The sequence below is a fragment of the Bacteroidota bacterium genome, from assembly GCA_016194975.1.
Classification (GTDB): Bacteria; Bacteroidota; Bacteroidia; order Palsa-965; family Palsa-965.
Map to the genome: position 1 here is coordinate 52,270 of JACQAM010000025.1, position 13,212 is coordinate 65,481.

General features: G+C 43.9%; 11 protein-coding genes. 5 read left to right on the forward strand and 6 right to left on the reverse strand.

Annotation, left to right across the window (positions count from 1 at the left end):
* The first annotated feature begins 185 nt into the window (after positions 1 to 185).
* The 3 genes from HY064_16325 (at position 186) to HY064_16335 (ending at position 4,016) form a co-directional block, all read left to right on the forward strand.
* Complete coding sequence (locus HY064_16325) at positions 186 to 830, forward strand: MBL fold metallo-hydrolase (protein MBI3512227.1); 645 nt, start codon at positions 186 to 188, stop codon at positions 828 to 830.
* Between the two features lie 155 nt (positions 831 to 985).
* Positions 986 to 1,822, forward strand: a complete 837-nt coding sequence (locus tag HY064_16330) for a carboxypeptidase regulatory-like domain-containing protein (GenBank protein MBI3512228.1) — start codon at positions 986 to 988, stop codon at positions 1,820 to 1,822.
* 148 nt (positions 1,823 to 1,970) lie between these two features.
* On the forward strand, positions 1,971 to 4,016 hold the full coding sequence (locus tag HY064_16335) for a M13 family metallopeptidase (GenBank protein MBI3512229.1): 2,046 nt from the start codon (positions 1,971 to 1,973) through the stop codon (positions 4,014 to 4,016).
* Between the two features lie 8 nt (positions 4,017 to 4,024).
* Here the strand turns inward: HY064_16335 and HY064_16340 are convergent, their stop codons facing one another.
* A complete protein-coding gene (locus tag HY064_16340) occupies positions 4,025 to 5,140 on the reverse strand; it encodes a glycosyltransferase (protein MBI3512230.1) in 1,116 nt (371 codons plus the stop codon).
* 323 nt (positions 5,141 to 5,463) lie between these two features.
* Positions 5,464 to 6,573 carry a glycosyltransferase gene (locus tag HY064_16345; protein MBI3512231.1) on the reverse strand — a complete coding sequence of 370 codons (1,110 nt, stop codon included), beginning with the start codon at positions 6,571 to 6,573 and terminating at the stop codon, positions 5,464 to 5,466.
* Between the two features lie 142 nt (positions 6,574 to 6,715).
* Between HY064_16345 and murB the strand changes: the two genes are divergently transcribed.
* A complete protein-coding gene (gene murB / locus HY064_16350; GenBank protein MBI3512232.1) occupies positions 6,716 to 7,729 on the forward strand; it encodes a UDP-N-acetylmuramate dehydrogenase in 1,014 nt (337 codons plus the stop codon).
* 208 nt (positions 7,730 to 7,937) lie between these two features.
* Here murB and HY064_16355 read toward each other — a convergent pair whose 3' ends face one another.
* The 3 genes from HY064_16355 to aroB all read right to left on the reverse strand — a co-directional run bounded on the left by HY064_16355 (position 7,938) and on the right by aroB (position 11,065).
* The gene (locus HY064_16355; protein MBI3512233.1) at positions 7,938 to 8,642 is read right to left on the reverse strand and encodes a hypothetical protein; all 705 of its coding nucleotides are present in this window, start codon (positions 8,640 to 8,642) and stop codon (positions 7,938 to 7,940) included.
* Positions 8,643 to 8,729: 87 nt separating this feature from the next.
* Positions 8,730 to 9,959 carry a 3-phosphoshikimate 1-carboxyvinyltransferase gene (locus HY064_16360; GenBank protein MBI3512234.1) on the reverse strand — a complete coding sequence of 410 codons (1,230 nt, stop codon included), beginning with the start codon at positions 9,957 to 9,959 and terminating at the stop codon, positions 8,730 to 8,732.
* 8 nt (positions 9,960 to 9,967) lie between these two features.
* On the reverse strand, positions 9,968 to 11,065 hold the full coding sequence (gene aroB, locus HY064_16365; GenBank protein MBI3512235.1) for a 3-dehydroquinate synthase: 1,098 nt from the start codon (positions 11,063 to 11,065) through the stop codon (positions 9,968 to 9,970).
* A 141-nt stretch (positions 11,066 to 11,206) separates the two neighbouring features.
* On the opposite strand from aroB, the gene HY064_16370 reads away from it, so the two are divergent.
* Complete coding sequence (locus HY064_16370; GenBank protein ID MBI3512236.1) at positions 11,207 to 12,370, forward strand: proline dehydrogenase family protein; 1,164 nt, start codon at positions 11,207 to 11,209, stop codon at positions 12,368 to 12,370.
* 73 nt (positions 12,371 to 12,443) lie between these two features.
* On the opposite strand, the gene HY064_16375 is transcribed toward HY064_16370, so the two are convergent.
* Complete coding sequence (locus HY064_16375; GenBank protein MBI3512237.1) at positions 12,444 to 13,175, reverse strand: hypothetical protein; 732 nt, start codon at positions 13,173 to 13,175, stop codon at positions 12,444 to 12,446.
* Positions 13,176 to 13,212 lie beyond the last annotated feature (37 nt).

Genomic DNA, 13,212 nt, shown 5'->3' on the forward strand with positions numbered 1-13,212 from the left:
GGTTCCTAAACCATTCTTTTATTAAACCGCAAAGACGCTAAGGCGCTAAGAATTTTCAAACTGACCCACTACCCTATTCTGAAATAAAAAAGAATTGCTTCTGACAGGGAAATTTTTGCAATTTAACATCCTGGAAATTTCTTCATTCACCAATCTGTATATCTGTAATCTTCCCACCTCCGGAAATGAAAATTAAAACTTTCACCTTCAATCCCTTCACGCAAAACACGTATGTACTCAGTGATGAAAGCGGGGAATGTGTGATCATTGATCCGGGATGTTATGATTCGGAAGAAGAGCAGGAATTGGAAAATTACATCAGTGCTGAAAAATTAAAACCGGTTCATTTGCTCAATACGCATTGCCACGTGGATCATGTTTTCGGTAATTATTTTGCTGCGCAGAAATGGAATCTTGGCCTTGAAATAAATAAGGAAGAACTTCCGGTGCTGCGGGCTTTTCCGAAAGTGTGCGAACTGTACGGGCTAAAAGGAAATGTACAACCTGAACCGGAAAAATTTCTTGACGAAGGACAAACGGTGAAATTCGGGAATACAACACTGGAAATTTTTTTTACGCCGGGGCATTCCCCGGGAAGCATTTGTTTTTACAGTGAAAAAGATAAAACCATTATCAGCGGCGATGTGCTTTTCCAGAATAGCATTGGCCGCAGCGATCTTCCCGGTGGCGATCCTGAAACTCTTTTAAATAGTATCCGCAAAAAATTATTTGTACTGCCCGATGAGGTGAACGTTTTTTCCGGACACGGCCCTTCGACTACGATCGGTTGGGAAAAAAGAAATAATCCTTTCGCGGGGGAAAATTCCTGAACTGGAAATCTTCCACTTAACAATCAGGAGAAACCGGTTAAGAGCCGGTTTTTTCCTTTTAAAGTATTTGCCGGAATTTTTGTGTGGAATCGCAGCAGTCGCCGCGTTCTTATTGGTGAATCGAAGAAAGCACGAAACAACTAAAAAATAAAACCATGAAAAATTTATTCAGAACACTGGCGGCAGCTCTTCTTATTTTCCCAATGAGCGCATTCGCACAGGACGCCAACACCGGCGATATCAAAGTCACCGTGACCGACGAAATGAATGCCCCGATGCCGGGCGCAGTAGTGATGATCGTCGCCGGCGGATCAACACAGGGTGGAGCTACCAACATGGATGGCACCATTACTTTCCGCGCGCTCAATCCCGGATCGTACGATCTCACCGCGAGAATGTCGGGCTACAAAAAATTCACGAAGACCGCAGTAGTGGTGAATGCCGGACAAACTGCGTACACCGATTTTCCGATGCAACTCACTACGTGCGATACGTGCGTGATCGTGATACGCGATGTGAAGAGCCCGGTAGATCCTACTTTTTCCACGCTGAAAAATATAAATGCAGATGAGATCAAAACAATGGCAGTCGATCATTCCAATTTACTCAGCATGATTACGGCAGAATGCGGCGATGTGCAGGAAGGAAAAGGCGGACAATTAGTAATGCGCGGCTCACGCGAAGGCGCAAGCACCATGTACATTGACGGTGAAGAAATGTATGGCAGCACGGGAATTCCGGGTGGCGCTATTGAACAGGTAACAGTTCTTTCGGGAGGAATTCCTGCTTCATTCGGAGATCTCACCGGCGGAGTAGTGATCATCACCACGAAAAGTTACTGGACGGGAGCATCGGCAAAAGAACGCATGCACGAAGCGGATGCCGAAGCGAAAGCTGCTGCGAAAAAAGCGATGCTTGAAAAAGAAGGAAAACTGAAAGAGGATAAGAACGAGATCATCGAGCAGAGTGCGCCGGCGAATGGTGCACATTGAGGAAATAATTTTTTTTCTGAGAACAGGATCTCTTGCAGGTCCTGTTTTTTTTATGCGGTGGAAATGCGATGCGAATGGCAAATCTTCATTGTGAAGACCACACGCCACTTCCGAAATCGCCTTAACTTGCAGCCGAAATCTTTTACCCATGAAAGCCATTCAAAGGATCACGCCTTTTCTCATCGTTGCCCTGTTTTCCATTTTCGGATTCAGCGGCGCATACACTAATCTTCCTGATGTTTTTGCCGATAAGATCGACAGCTCTGTTGATCCTGCTAAAGATTTTTTTCTTTATGCCAATGGAAAATGGTTTAAGAATAATCCTATTCCCTCAAGTGAAACTAATTGGGGAGTGGGCGATCTTGTGCAGGAAGAAATTTATAAAAATCTGAAATCCATCAATGAAAATTCAGCATCACATACATCAGACGGAACAAGAGAAACGCAGCAGATCGGAAATTTCTGGAGCGCGGGAATGGATTCCGCAAATTGTGAACAGAAAGGAATTACTCCACTGAATGATTACCTGGCCATCATAGACGGCGCAAAAGATTTACCCGGCGTAGTGAATGCAATGAATAAACTCGAATGCATGCAGATCGGAATTTTTCATTCGGGAATATCGGTTGGCCAGGATTCGAAGAACAGCGAACGCATGGTGGTGAATCTTTACCAGGGCGGACTCGGCTTACCCGATCGCGATTATTATTTCAACACCGATGCCGATACGAAGAAGATCCGCGCTGCTTATGTAAAACACATTGCTAACGTGCTTGCGCTCTCGGGAACGAACGTGAAGATCGCGCAGAAGATGAGTAAAAAAATTGTTGCGTTCGAAACTTCGCTCGCCACAAATTCGCGCAAGCTCGCACAACTGCGCGATCCGTATGCAAATTACAATATGATGGGCATTGATGACGTGACAAAAAAACTCACCCCGTCCATCGACTGGAAAGCAGCATGCACTGCACAAGGATTGAAAAATGTGGATTCCATTATGGTGGGCCAGCCCGAATTTTTTTCACAGCTCGAAAAACTGATGAAGGGCACGAATGTGGAGGTGATGAAATATTACATGCGCTATCACCTCGTTTCTGCTTATGCTTCGTTCCTGAACAAAGCGCTCGATGATGAGGATTTTAATTTCTTCGGAAAAATTCTTTCGGGCGCGCAGTCGCAACGCCCGCGCTGGAAACGCGTACTCGATGCCGAAGAAGGTGCAATGGGAATGGTGCTCGGAAAATTATTTGTGCAGGAATATTTTCCTGAGAAAACAAAAAAACGATACAACGATATGGTGGAAGCGATACGCACCGCTTATGCAGAAAGAATAAAACGCCTCGACTGGATGAGTGATGCAACAAAAACAAAAGCGCTGGATAAACTTTCGCGCATGACGAAAAAAGTCGGTTACCCTGATAAGTGGAAAGATTATTCGAAACTTGTTATCGGTAGAAATTCTTACGGAGAGAATATGATCAATTCGGCGCTCTGGCATTACAACGATATGATCTCGAAATACGGAAAACCGGTTGATCGTACAGAATGGGATATGACGCCGCAGACTTATAATGCCTATTACAATCCTTCGAACAATGAAATAGTTTTGCCCGCCGCCATCTTCACAATTCCCGGTTATCCCGATTCTCTTATTGATGACGCTGTTGTTTACGGATACGGAGCCGCCTCAACGATCGGCCACGAAATGACGCATGGCTTCGATGATGAAGGAAGAAATTTTGATGCCGCAGGAAATTTAGTGAGTTGGTGGACAGATGAAGATGCAAAAAAATTCCAGGAACGTTCTGCGGTGATGGTGCGGCAGTTCAATGCGTACGAACCACTTCCGGGAAAACATATTAATGGCGCTGCTTCATTGGGAGAAAATATTGCGGACTACGGCGGAGTGTTGCTCGGCATTGATGCGTTCAAAAAAACGCAGCAATACAAAGAGGGAAAACTCATTGGCGGATACACGCCGATGCAAAGATATTTTCTTGGTTATGCGCTTGGCTGGATGATCGAGCAGCGCGACCAGGAACTGGCGAAACGGCTAATGACCGATGTACATGCACCGGCGAAATGGAGAGTGATTGGCCCGTTCTCGAATGTTCCGGAATTTTACGATGCATTTCACGTGAAGCCCGGCGATCCAATGTGGCGCGCCGATTCGGTGAGAGTAAGCATCTGGTAAAAAAGGGATCAGAAAATTTTCGCGATCAGTTTTTCCGCATTCTTCTTATTGGAGAAATTTTCCCCGAGAATATTTTTCCGCAACAGAATTTCATCTGCATCAAAATTCTTTGCGAATAATTCGTTGAGTCGCGCGCGCATAGCCAATGCAGTTTCTCCAATGACGCATATCTTTTCGAGGCCGGTGTTGGCGATCATCGGTGAATTCACGAGGCAATGACGTCCGCGGAAAAGCGCGGCAAGCAATTTTAGTTTTATGCCGGTGGCCTGGAACGTAGGCAGTACATTCACCTGTGCCTCGCTGATGAGCGCATCGATCTCTGCGGTAGAAATATTCGCAAGCAGGCGGATATTTTTTTTTCCGCTCACTGCTTTTTTCAATTGTGCGGTTGGATTATTCCCGGCGATAATGAGTTCAAAAGGAAGAAAAGAAAAAACTTCATTCACTAAAAAACGCGCCGCAAGATCGTTCTCCCCTACTTCAAGATTGCCGTGGTACAGCGCAAAATTTCCCGATCCTGATTTTATTTCCACTTTTTCATTCGGGTGAAACGCCATTACATGTTCCACATTTTTGTACCGCGATGACAATTGTTCCGCATCAGCCGGCGAGATCGCAAAGATGCCATTGGCGAGCGAAAGTTTTTTCTCAAATCGTTCCAGCTTTTTCGCTTCACTGTTGAAATAAAAACGCCGCGAGAATTTTTTCTCCACGGCAGCGAGTGAACGGTAATAATCGTGTTCGATATTGTGCGTACGGACAAATTTTTTTTTCGCTGAAAGTTCCGGTGCACCAAGAAATGTACAAGTGTGTAATCCTTCGAAAAAAACAGGAAGATCATTGGACGAAATTTTCTGCAGCAATTCATCCGATCTTCTCGAAGCGATGATGAAAGGATCGCGTGAGAAAAAAAGTGCGCTGCTCATATTGCGATCATAATAATTCACACTCGCGCAGAGTTCATCTAATTTTTCCGAATGCACTCTCCCGTATGCGTAGGCGTGCAGGTGAACATTCACCCCGGCTTCCTTCAGCGATTTGATTTTATAATAAACATCAATCACTCCGCCATAATCGGGTGGAAAGGGAACGTCGAATGAAACGATATGCAGAGAGCGGGGCACGCGGGTGGATTACAGATCTTTTGGAATACAGATTATGGATTAGAATCGGGCACAAAGATACTAATTCAATATTGCAGCATCGATTTAACATGCAATGGGTAGTGTATCAGTTTGAAATTTTTGATATTTCTTTGATCCTTTGTGACTTTGTGGCCTCGTAAGTATTTTCCATGTAAAAATTGTTTTGTTATCAATGAAATTTCGCGATACCACAAAGACACAAGGACACTAAGTTTCAAACTGAAAATATTGTCAAAATCCAAACTGATACACTACCATGCTATGATCTGTAATCTGTATTCCGATGATCCGTAATCTTCCCTCTACAGGGAATTCATCACCTCAACCAAAATCCTCTTCTCATTTTCCCAGTTGAGTTTTTGCGCCGCGTTCACTGCATTCGTTTTCCATTGCGGATATTCCGGACTTGAAAGCATTCCATTGATCGTTCCGGCAATTTCCAGCGGATCGTGCGAGGCGCAGATCTTCCCGACATTGAAATCGGTGATTATTTTTTTTACTTCGATAAGATCGGAAGCGAGCACCGGAATTCCGGCGTGGATGTAATCGAAAATTTTATTCGGCAGCGACAATCTATAATTGATGTTCGTGTCTTTGTCAATGGTCACACCGACATCAGCGAGTTTTGTCCACGAGCGGAGTTCATGCGGAGGAAGTTTACCGGTGAAAATTATTTTTCCATCGAGATGTTCCTGCGATGCTCGTTCTTTCAGATGCGCGATCACATCTCCTCCACCGATGATCAGCAGCACAGCATCGTTCACAAACTGCATCGCATCTACCAATTCTTCCGCGCCGCGGTCCACATTTATTCCGGCTCCCTGTAACAGAATTATTTTTTTGTCATCCGGTAAATGAACTTCCCTGCGCGTGAGTGTACGCGATTGATTCACCAGCGGTGGTATGTTACGCATCACACGCGGGCGAACGCCGTATTCTTTTGCATACCAATCTGCAATGGATTCATTCACAGTGAAAACATTTTTGAGTTTCGGAAAAATCCGGCGCTCCCATTTCTTCCAGATCTTCTGTTTGAATTTCCTGTTCACGAGTTCCGGCACTTCTGTAAAAATTTCGTGCGTGTCGTATATCAGCGTTTTTTTTCTCCATTTGGAAATAAGATAATTCGGGTAGAGCGTATCAAGGTCATTGGAGAAATAAATATCCGCTTTGTGATTGAGCAGGAAAAAGAAAAGCCGGAATTGAAAAGTGAGATAGAACATCACGCCTTTTTCGAAAACAAGATTCATGCGGTGAACTTTGTAATCGCGCGCAGGCATCGTGAGCGAATCGTGTTTGTGTCTTCCGACGAGCAGCACTTCAAATCCCATTTCGTGCAGCGTGGTACATGTGCGGTGAACACGCTGATCGGTTACCAGGTCGTTGATTACGGAGACAATTACTCTTTTCATCATAAATAACGACACGAAGATACGATGACCTTTGAGCCATTTACAATTTACGATTTACAAATTACAATTTGTCATCAGGGGAATGTTGAGAATTCCAGTCAATTGTACATTGTAAATCGTAAATCGTACATACTTTTGAATTGTGACTATTCTTGAAAATTATTCCATCCGTTCACTGAATACTTTCGGAATGAATGTAACTGCGCGATGGTTTGCAGAAGTGAGAACGCATGAAGATCTTTCTGAATTGTGTGAGCTTGCAGAAAAAAAGAATTCGGCGAAATTCATCCTCGGCGGTGGAAGCAATATTCTTTTCACGAAAGATGTGGATGCACTGGTAATGAAAAATGACATTCACGGAATTTCGGTGGTGAGTGAAAATGAAAATGAAGTGGTCGTGAAAGCAGGTGCAGGAGAAGTATGGCACGATCTCGTACTCTTCAGTATTAAAAATAATTTCGGCGGCGTGGAAAATCTTTCGCTCATTCCCGGGAGCGTGGGCGCGGGCCCCATGCAGAACATAGGCGCGTACGGGGTGGAACTTAAAAATGTTTTTCATTCGCTCGAAGCTTTTCATCTTCGTGATAAAGTGGTAAAAACTTTTTCCGCTGATGAATGTAAATTCGGTTACCGCGAAAGTGTTTTTAAACATGAACTGAAAGACCACTTCTTCATTTCTTCCGTCACATTATGCCTCTCGAAAAAACCGAAGTTCAATATCACTTACGGCGCCCTGGAAAAAGAGCTGGAAAAAATGGGCGTAAAAGAATTATCGATAGCTGCAATTTCGCAGGCAGTGATCAATATCCGCACCAGCAAATTGCCCGATCCGAAAGTCATTGGCAACGCAGGAAGTTTTTTCAAGAACCCGGTTGTAAGTGCAGAGAAACATGCTCAACTGAAAAAAGATTTTCCTGAAATTATTTCTTACGCGAATGGAAATGATTTCAAACTCGCCGCCGGCTGGCTCATCGAACAATGCGGATGGAAAGGAAAACGTTTTGGTGATGCCGGCGTACATAAAGACCAGGCGCTGGTGCTCGTGAATTATGCGAATGCGAAAGGAAAAGAAATTTTTGATCTGTCGACGGAGATACTGAAAAGTGTGAAAGAGAAATTTGGAGTTGAATTGGAGAGGGAAGTGAATATTTTGTGAGCAATGACCAATGGGTCAATTACCAATGTCCAGTTATTGCTTTGCGTGAGGGATTGCAGCAAGCTACCATGTAGCGCGGAAAGCCCGGTGCCGTCTTTTGTCAGACTGAGCCCGTCGAAGGGTGACAAAAGCGGCACACGCCCAAGCAAAATCAGTCGCGGATTAGAACGCATTAACGCGGATTATTTCTGAAAAAATCGCGTCGCAACTAAGCTCTGAATTTCTGAAGCTTTTCGATTACCCTATCTGAAACCACACGTTTGATCTTGTTCTCTTCAATAAGTTTGCACAGGTCTTTAGCGTAGATTTCAAAACCAATAATCTTATCAAGATCTTCATTCATCACTTTTCTTGCCAGTCCAATGTCATTCCAATCATATCGTCCGCTCGTATCTAACCAAATATTTTTCGTGGTTTGATATACGTTTCCTTCCCAATCCATATCCGTAATTGTTTCTTCAATATAATTTTCGTCAATCCTTCTCTTTTCCACTTTTGATTTGCTTTTTGTGCCATCTCCTGAGTAACTATGTAGATAATAGACCTCATAATCTGGCTTTCTGAATTCTTTGCGACCTCCTAAACAATATGAATATTGAGACGGTAGTTTGTCAGATTCTTCAGGAAATAGTAAGTCAAGTATGTCAAAGGTCACACCATTATTCGATAAATATGTTTTATCAATATCAAGTTCCCCAGTTGACTTTTCCGGTAATTGGATTTTCAATTCTATCCAGAACCTAATTTCCTTTGCATTATTATGCTCAGAGGAACGAAAGATGATAACATAAGCATGAGTATTATCAAATACTTTGTAGAAAGTTCTGCTCCCTTTTTTTTTGAATTTATTCTTTTTCAGAAGAGGAAAATAAAGCTCTTTCATTATCAGATCCTTCTCTTCTTTGAAATTCATGGAGAGCATTTTTTATTTAAACTATGGAATTATCCAATATTCCAATCAGCACATCTTATCATCTGCACATTGGTCATTGGAAATTGATCACTTAGAAATCTTCCCTACCTCTTCCCAAAACCCCGGATAGGATTTCTTCACCACTTCCGGATCCTCAATTTCAATTCCCGGAAATTTTATTCCGAGCGGCGCGAACGACATGGCCATGCGGTGATCTTCGTAAGTAGAAATTTTTATTTTAGGATCTACTTTTCCGTCGAATGTTTTTATCTCCAGCATTCCTCTTCCCGGTTCTTCGCACTTCACTCCTGTTTTTTTCAATTCTGATTTGATCGCTTTGATTCGATCTGTTTCTTTTAAACGCAGCGTGTTCAGTCCGCACATAAGTGTTGGAATTTTCAACGCCGCTGCAGTTACTGCAACGGTTTGAACAATATCGGGCGAATCTTCGAAGTCAAATGCAAATGCATTCGGCCGATAACCGTTCTTCGTTAAGCGAACTCCTTTTTCTGTGAACGTTGTGCTGACTCCGAAAAAAGGGAACAGCAATGCGCAAACAGAGTCGGCCTGCAAACTATCTTCCTTTAATCCCGGAAGAAAAATATCTGCTTCATCGGCAAGCGCGGCCATGCTGTACCAATAAGAAGCAGCGCTCCAGTCGGCTTCCACCTCAAATTGTTTTTCCGGATCATCGATCACGTAATGCTGGTTACTTACCACGAGAGAATTTCCATCCCATATCGGATAAATATGAAAACGTTCCATGATGCGGATCGTCATTTCAATGTAAGGGCGCGAAACAATATTTCCTTTGAAATGAATGACGAGTCCCTTGTGCATGGTAGGCGCGATCATGAGCAATGCAGAAATGAACTGGCTGCTCACACTTCCATCCACTTCTATTTCTCCGCCATTCAAAGGCCCGCCAAAAATTTTCAGTGGCGGAAATCCTTCTTTCTCGGGAAATTCAATATCTGCGCCGAGTTGTTCGAGTGCATGCACAAGAATTCCGATGGGGCGATCTTTCATGCGCGCGGTTCCGGTGAGATTGAAAACTCCCGGAATAGCGGAGAGATAAGCGGAGAGAAAACGCATCGTTGTTCCTGCAGCACCTACATCGTACGTATTTCCGTCTTTATGATCTTTCAGTTCAAGAATTATTCTTCCCAATGAAACGGTGTCTTCCGCATCTGAAATTTCCGGTATCCAATATTCTGTTCCGGTGATTGCGCGAATGATGAGAAGACGATTGCATTCGCTTTTCGAGAGTGGAAGTTTCACTTCTCCTTTGAGTTTCCTGGAAATGTTAAGCTTCATACCTGTTTTCAGTTTCGGGAATGAGTGGCGGTAAAACGATAATAGTTGAGCGCTTCCATGATATCGGCAGCGGGAATTTTTTTGTTGATCACCGGCTGGCCGATATTTTTTATCAATGAAAAACTGATCTCCCCTTTTTCATTTTTTTTATCATGACGCATCAGTTCGATCACGCGGTTGTTCGCCACATCATCGAGATCAATCATTTCATAGTGTTGAAGAATGTTGGTTGTGATCTCCTCCAGTTCTTCGTCGCTCATGCCGCAATATTCTTTCGAGAGCCACGCTTCACAGATCATTCCCATAGCAACTGCTTCGCCATGCAGAACGGAAGTCTGTGCGCGCTCGAGAAAATAACTTTCAATGGCGTGGCCAATGGTGTGGCCGAAGTTGAGCGCCTTGCGTGCGCCCTGTTCGCGCGGATCCTGTTCAACAAAACTGAGTTTAATGCGGATGGAACGCGTAATGAGTTCTTCCCAATGAGAAGCATCCCCGGGATTCGCAGTCTTCAGAAATTCCCAATACGTTTTATCGGCAATGAGTCCGTGCTTGAGCGCTTCTGCAAACCCGGCGAGCATTTCTCTTTTCGGAAGTGTGCGAAGGAAACCTGGAAAAATAAAAAGTTCGCGGGGATCATAAAAAAATCCAATCTCGTTTTTGAGTCCGTCGAGATCAACGCCTGTTTTTCCACCTGCAGATGCATCAATCATGGCGAGCAATGTAGTAGGGACATTCACGAATGAAATTCCTCTTTTGAAAGCTGCAGCAATGAATCCGCCTATGTCAGTGATCACCCCACCGCCGAGATTGATGAGTAATGATTTTCTGTTGGCGCGGAGTTCGCCAAGTGCGCGCCACATATTCGTACACACGTCGAGTGTTTTATTTTTTTCACCGCTTTCGAGTTCTATCACTTCCGCTTCACTGAGTTGTTTCACATTTGCGATGAGCACCGGAAGGCAATGCTGCAGGGTGTGTTCATCAACAAGAATGAAAATGGAAGAGAATTTATTTTTTTTCAGAAATGAGTTGAGCTGGTTGAGCGCAGAATCCCCGATGTGAATGGAATAGCCCGGAGTTGTAATGGTGTCGAACGGGGAGCTCATAGTAAACAAAGATGCGAAAAACGAAGCAGTTTTCTGTTATCAGTTTTCTGTTGAGTACATGACATTGAACTGACAACTGAAAACTGAAAAGCGGCAACTGACAACTGACAACTGGTTGTTATCTTTGCTTCCGCTTTTTACATGATCTCCTTCGACAATACTGAAATTGCTTTTTCATCCAAATCGGATCGTGATCTGAAAAGATCATACTGGTTATTCCGCATCATCGGAAGTCCGTTCATGGTAAAAGTGGGAAGCGGCCTTACGAAATTCGCACTTGCGATTCATTTCCCGATCAGGTGGATGATCAAGCCGACGATCTTCAAACAATTTGTGGGAGGTGAAAATATTGATGAATGTAAAAGAACGGTGGATGCGCTGGGCCAATTCAACGTGGGCACTATTCTCGATTACTCGGTAGAAGGAAAAGAATCGGAAAAAGATTTTGATGACGGTGCGAAGGAAATTGTGGCCACTATTGAACGCGCAAAGAATGACACCCATATTCCCTTCTGTGTTTTCAAAGTAACGGGACTCGCACAATTCGGATTGCTGGAAAAAGTTTCTGCGGGGAATAAATTATCGGCCGGAGAAGATGCAGCGTGGAAACGCGTGGTGGAAAGAGTGGAAACGATCTGTGCCACTTCTGAAAAATATTCCAAACCCATTTTCATAGATGCGGAAGACAGTTGGATCCAGGATGCCATCGATCAGCTTTCCGATATGATGATGGAAAAATACAACCGGAAAAAATGCATTATCTATAACACCGCTCAACTTTACCGCAAAGACCGTTTGCAATTTCTGAAAGATTCATTCGTAAAAGCGCAGAAAGGAAATTATTTTCTTGGAATGAAACTTGTCCGCGGCGCTTACATGGAAAAAGAAAGAGCCCGCGCAAAAAAAATGAATTATCCATCACCGATCCAAAACACGAAAGAAGACACTGACCGCGATTACGATCTTGCTGTTGCGTTCTGTCTCGATCACATTGACCGCATCGGTTTCTGCGCCGGAACGCACAATGAAAAAAGTTCCATGCTGCTGGCGAAGATGATGACGGAAAAAAATATTCCGCATAACCACCCGCACATATTTTTCTCGCAATTGCTCGGCATGAGCGATCATATTTCTTTCAATCTTTCGAATGACAAATTCAACGTCGCGAAATATGTTCCGTACGGGCCTGTGCGCGATGTGCTCCCCTACCTCATACGCCGCGCACAGGAAAATACTTCGGTGAAAGGACAGACGGGAAGAGAACTTTCGCTCATCATCAAAGAGAAACAGAGGAGAAGAAAATGAGAATGGAAAATTTGAAAACGGAAGAATAGCAGAATTCACGATTAAATCATTCTCAACGTCTTCCATTCTCAAATCACTCATCCTGCTCGTACGTGCGCACGTAATAATGTTTCGGATGTGGCCGCATGGTTCTTTCTCCTTTCACCGAGAGTCCGACGGTTGCATTGATATAATATCCGTTGCGCATCCAACCCGGGTTGATATGAACCTGCACATAACTGGAACGGAATAAAAAATAATAAGCACTAACTGAAAGTTCTATCCCTATCGTTCCGGGGTTCGCTTCCATTCCTGATAAAGTCTGGTTGAGTTTTCCCCCCGCCACCCATCCACCGGCACCAAGCAGCAGCGTAAAATTATCATGCATCACCACTTCACCTGAAAAATAAGAACGGAATTCGCCAACGGTGAGGTACTGGTGATAAACACTCGTGTGATAAGCAAGAACAACAGGTTGATTGCCGGATGAAACAGAAGTGACGGTTGCGATCTCATTGAAACGGTGAAACGAACTCAGTCCCCCGCCGATCTCCCATTGCATTTTATGAAGAAAAGGATACGTAAGAAAAACGCCTCCGTGAACCGCATCGCCAATACCATAACGAATAGTTTGCGGAAGAAGATCAGGTCTCGGTGCGCGATTGATGAGCATCGGAGTCGCTTGCGTGTACTGGAGAAATCCAACATAGATTCCCACCCACACCGGTCGCTTAACGATGAGCGTGTCGCCCGGATCGCGTTGCGCCTGCACATAAATGACTGAAAAAATAAAAATGAAAAACAGGAAAAATATTTTCCGGTGCATGGCTCAAATATAATTCTGAAATTTCATTTATCACCGA

Coding starts and splice junctions, on each gene's coding strand:
- HY064_16355 (MBI3512233.1), bottom strand. CDS start 8,642: ATGAATTTCAAAGAAGAGAAGGATCTGATAATGAAAGAGCTTTATTTT.
- HY064_16370 (MBI3512236.1), top strand. CDS start 11,207: ATGATCTCCTTCGACAATACTGAAATTGCTTTTTCATCCAAATCGGAT.
- HY064_16375 (MBI3512237.1), bottom strand. CDS start 13,175: ATGCACCGGAAAATATTTTTCCTGTTTTTCATTTTTATTTTTTCAGTC.
- aroB (MBI3512235.1), bottom strand. CDS start 11,065: ATGAGCTCCCCGTTCGACACCATTACAACTCCGGGCTATTCCATTCAC.
- HY064_16330 (MBI3512228.1), top strand. CDS start 986: ATGAAAAATTTATTCAGAACACTGGCGGCAGCTCTTCTTATTTTCCCA.
- HY064_16360 (MBI3512234.1), bottom strand. CDS start 9,959: ATGAAGCTTAACATTTCCAGGAAACTCAAAGGAGAAGTGAAACTTCCA.
- HY064_16345 (MBI3512231.1), bottom strand. CDS start 6,573: ATGAAAAGAGTAATTGTCTCCGTAATCAACGACCTGGTAACCGATCAG.
- HY064_16325 (MBI3512227.1), top strand. CDS start 186: ATGAAAATTAAAACTTTCACCTTCAATCCCTTCACGCAAAACACGTAT.
- HY064_16335 (MBI3512229.1), top strand. CDS start 1,971: ATGAAAGCCATTCAAAGGATCACGCCTTTTCTCATCGTTGCCCTGTTT.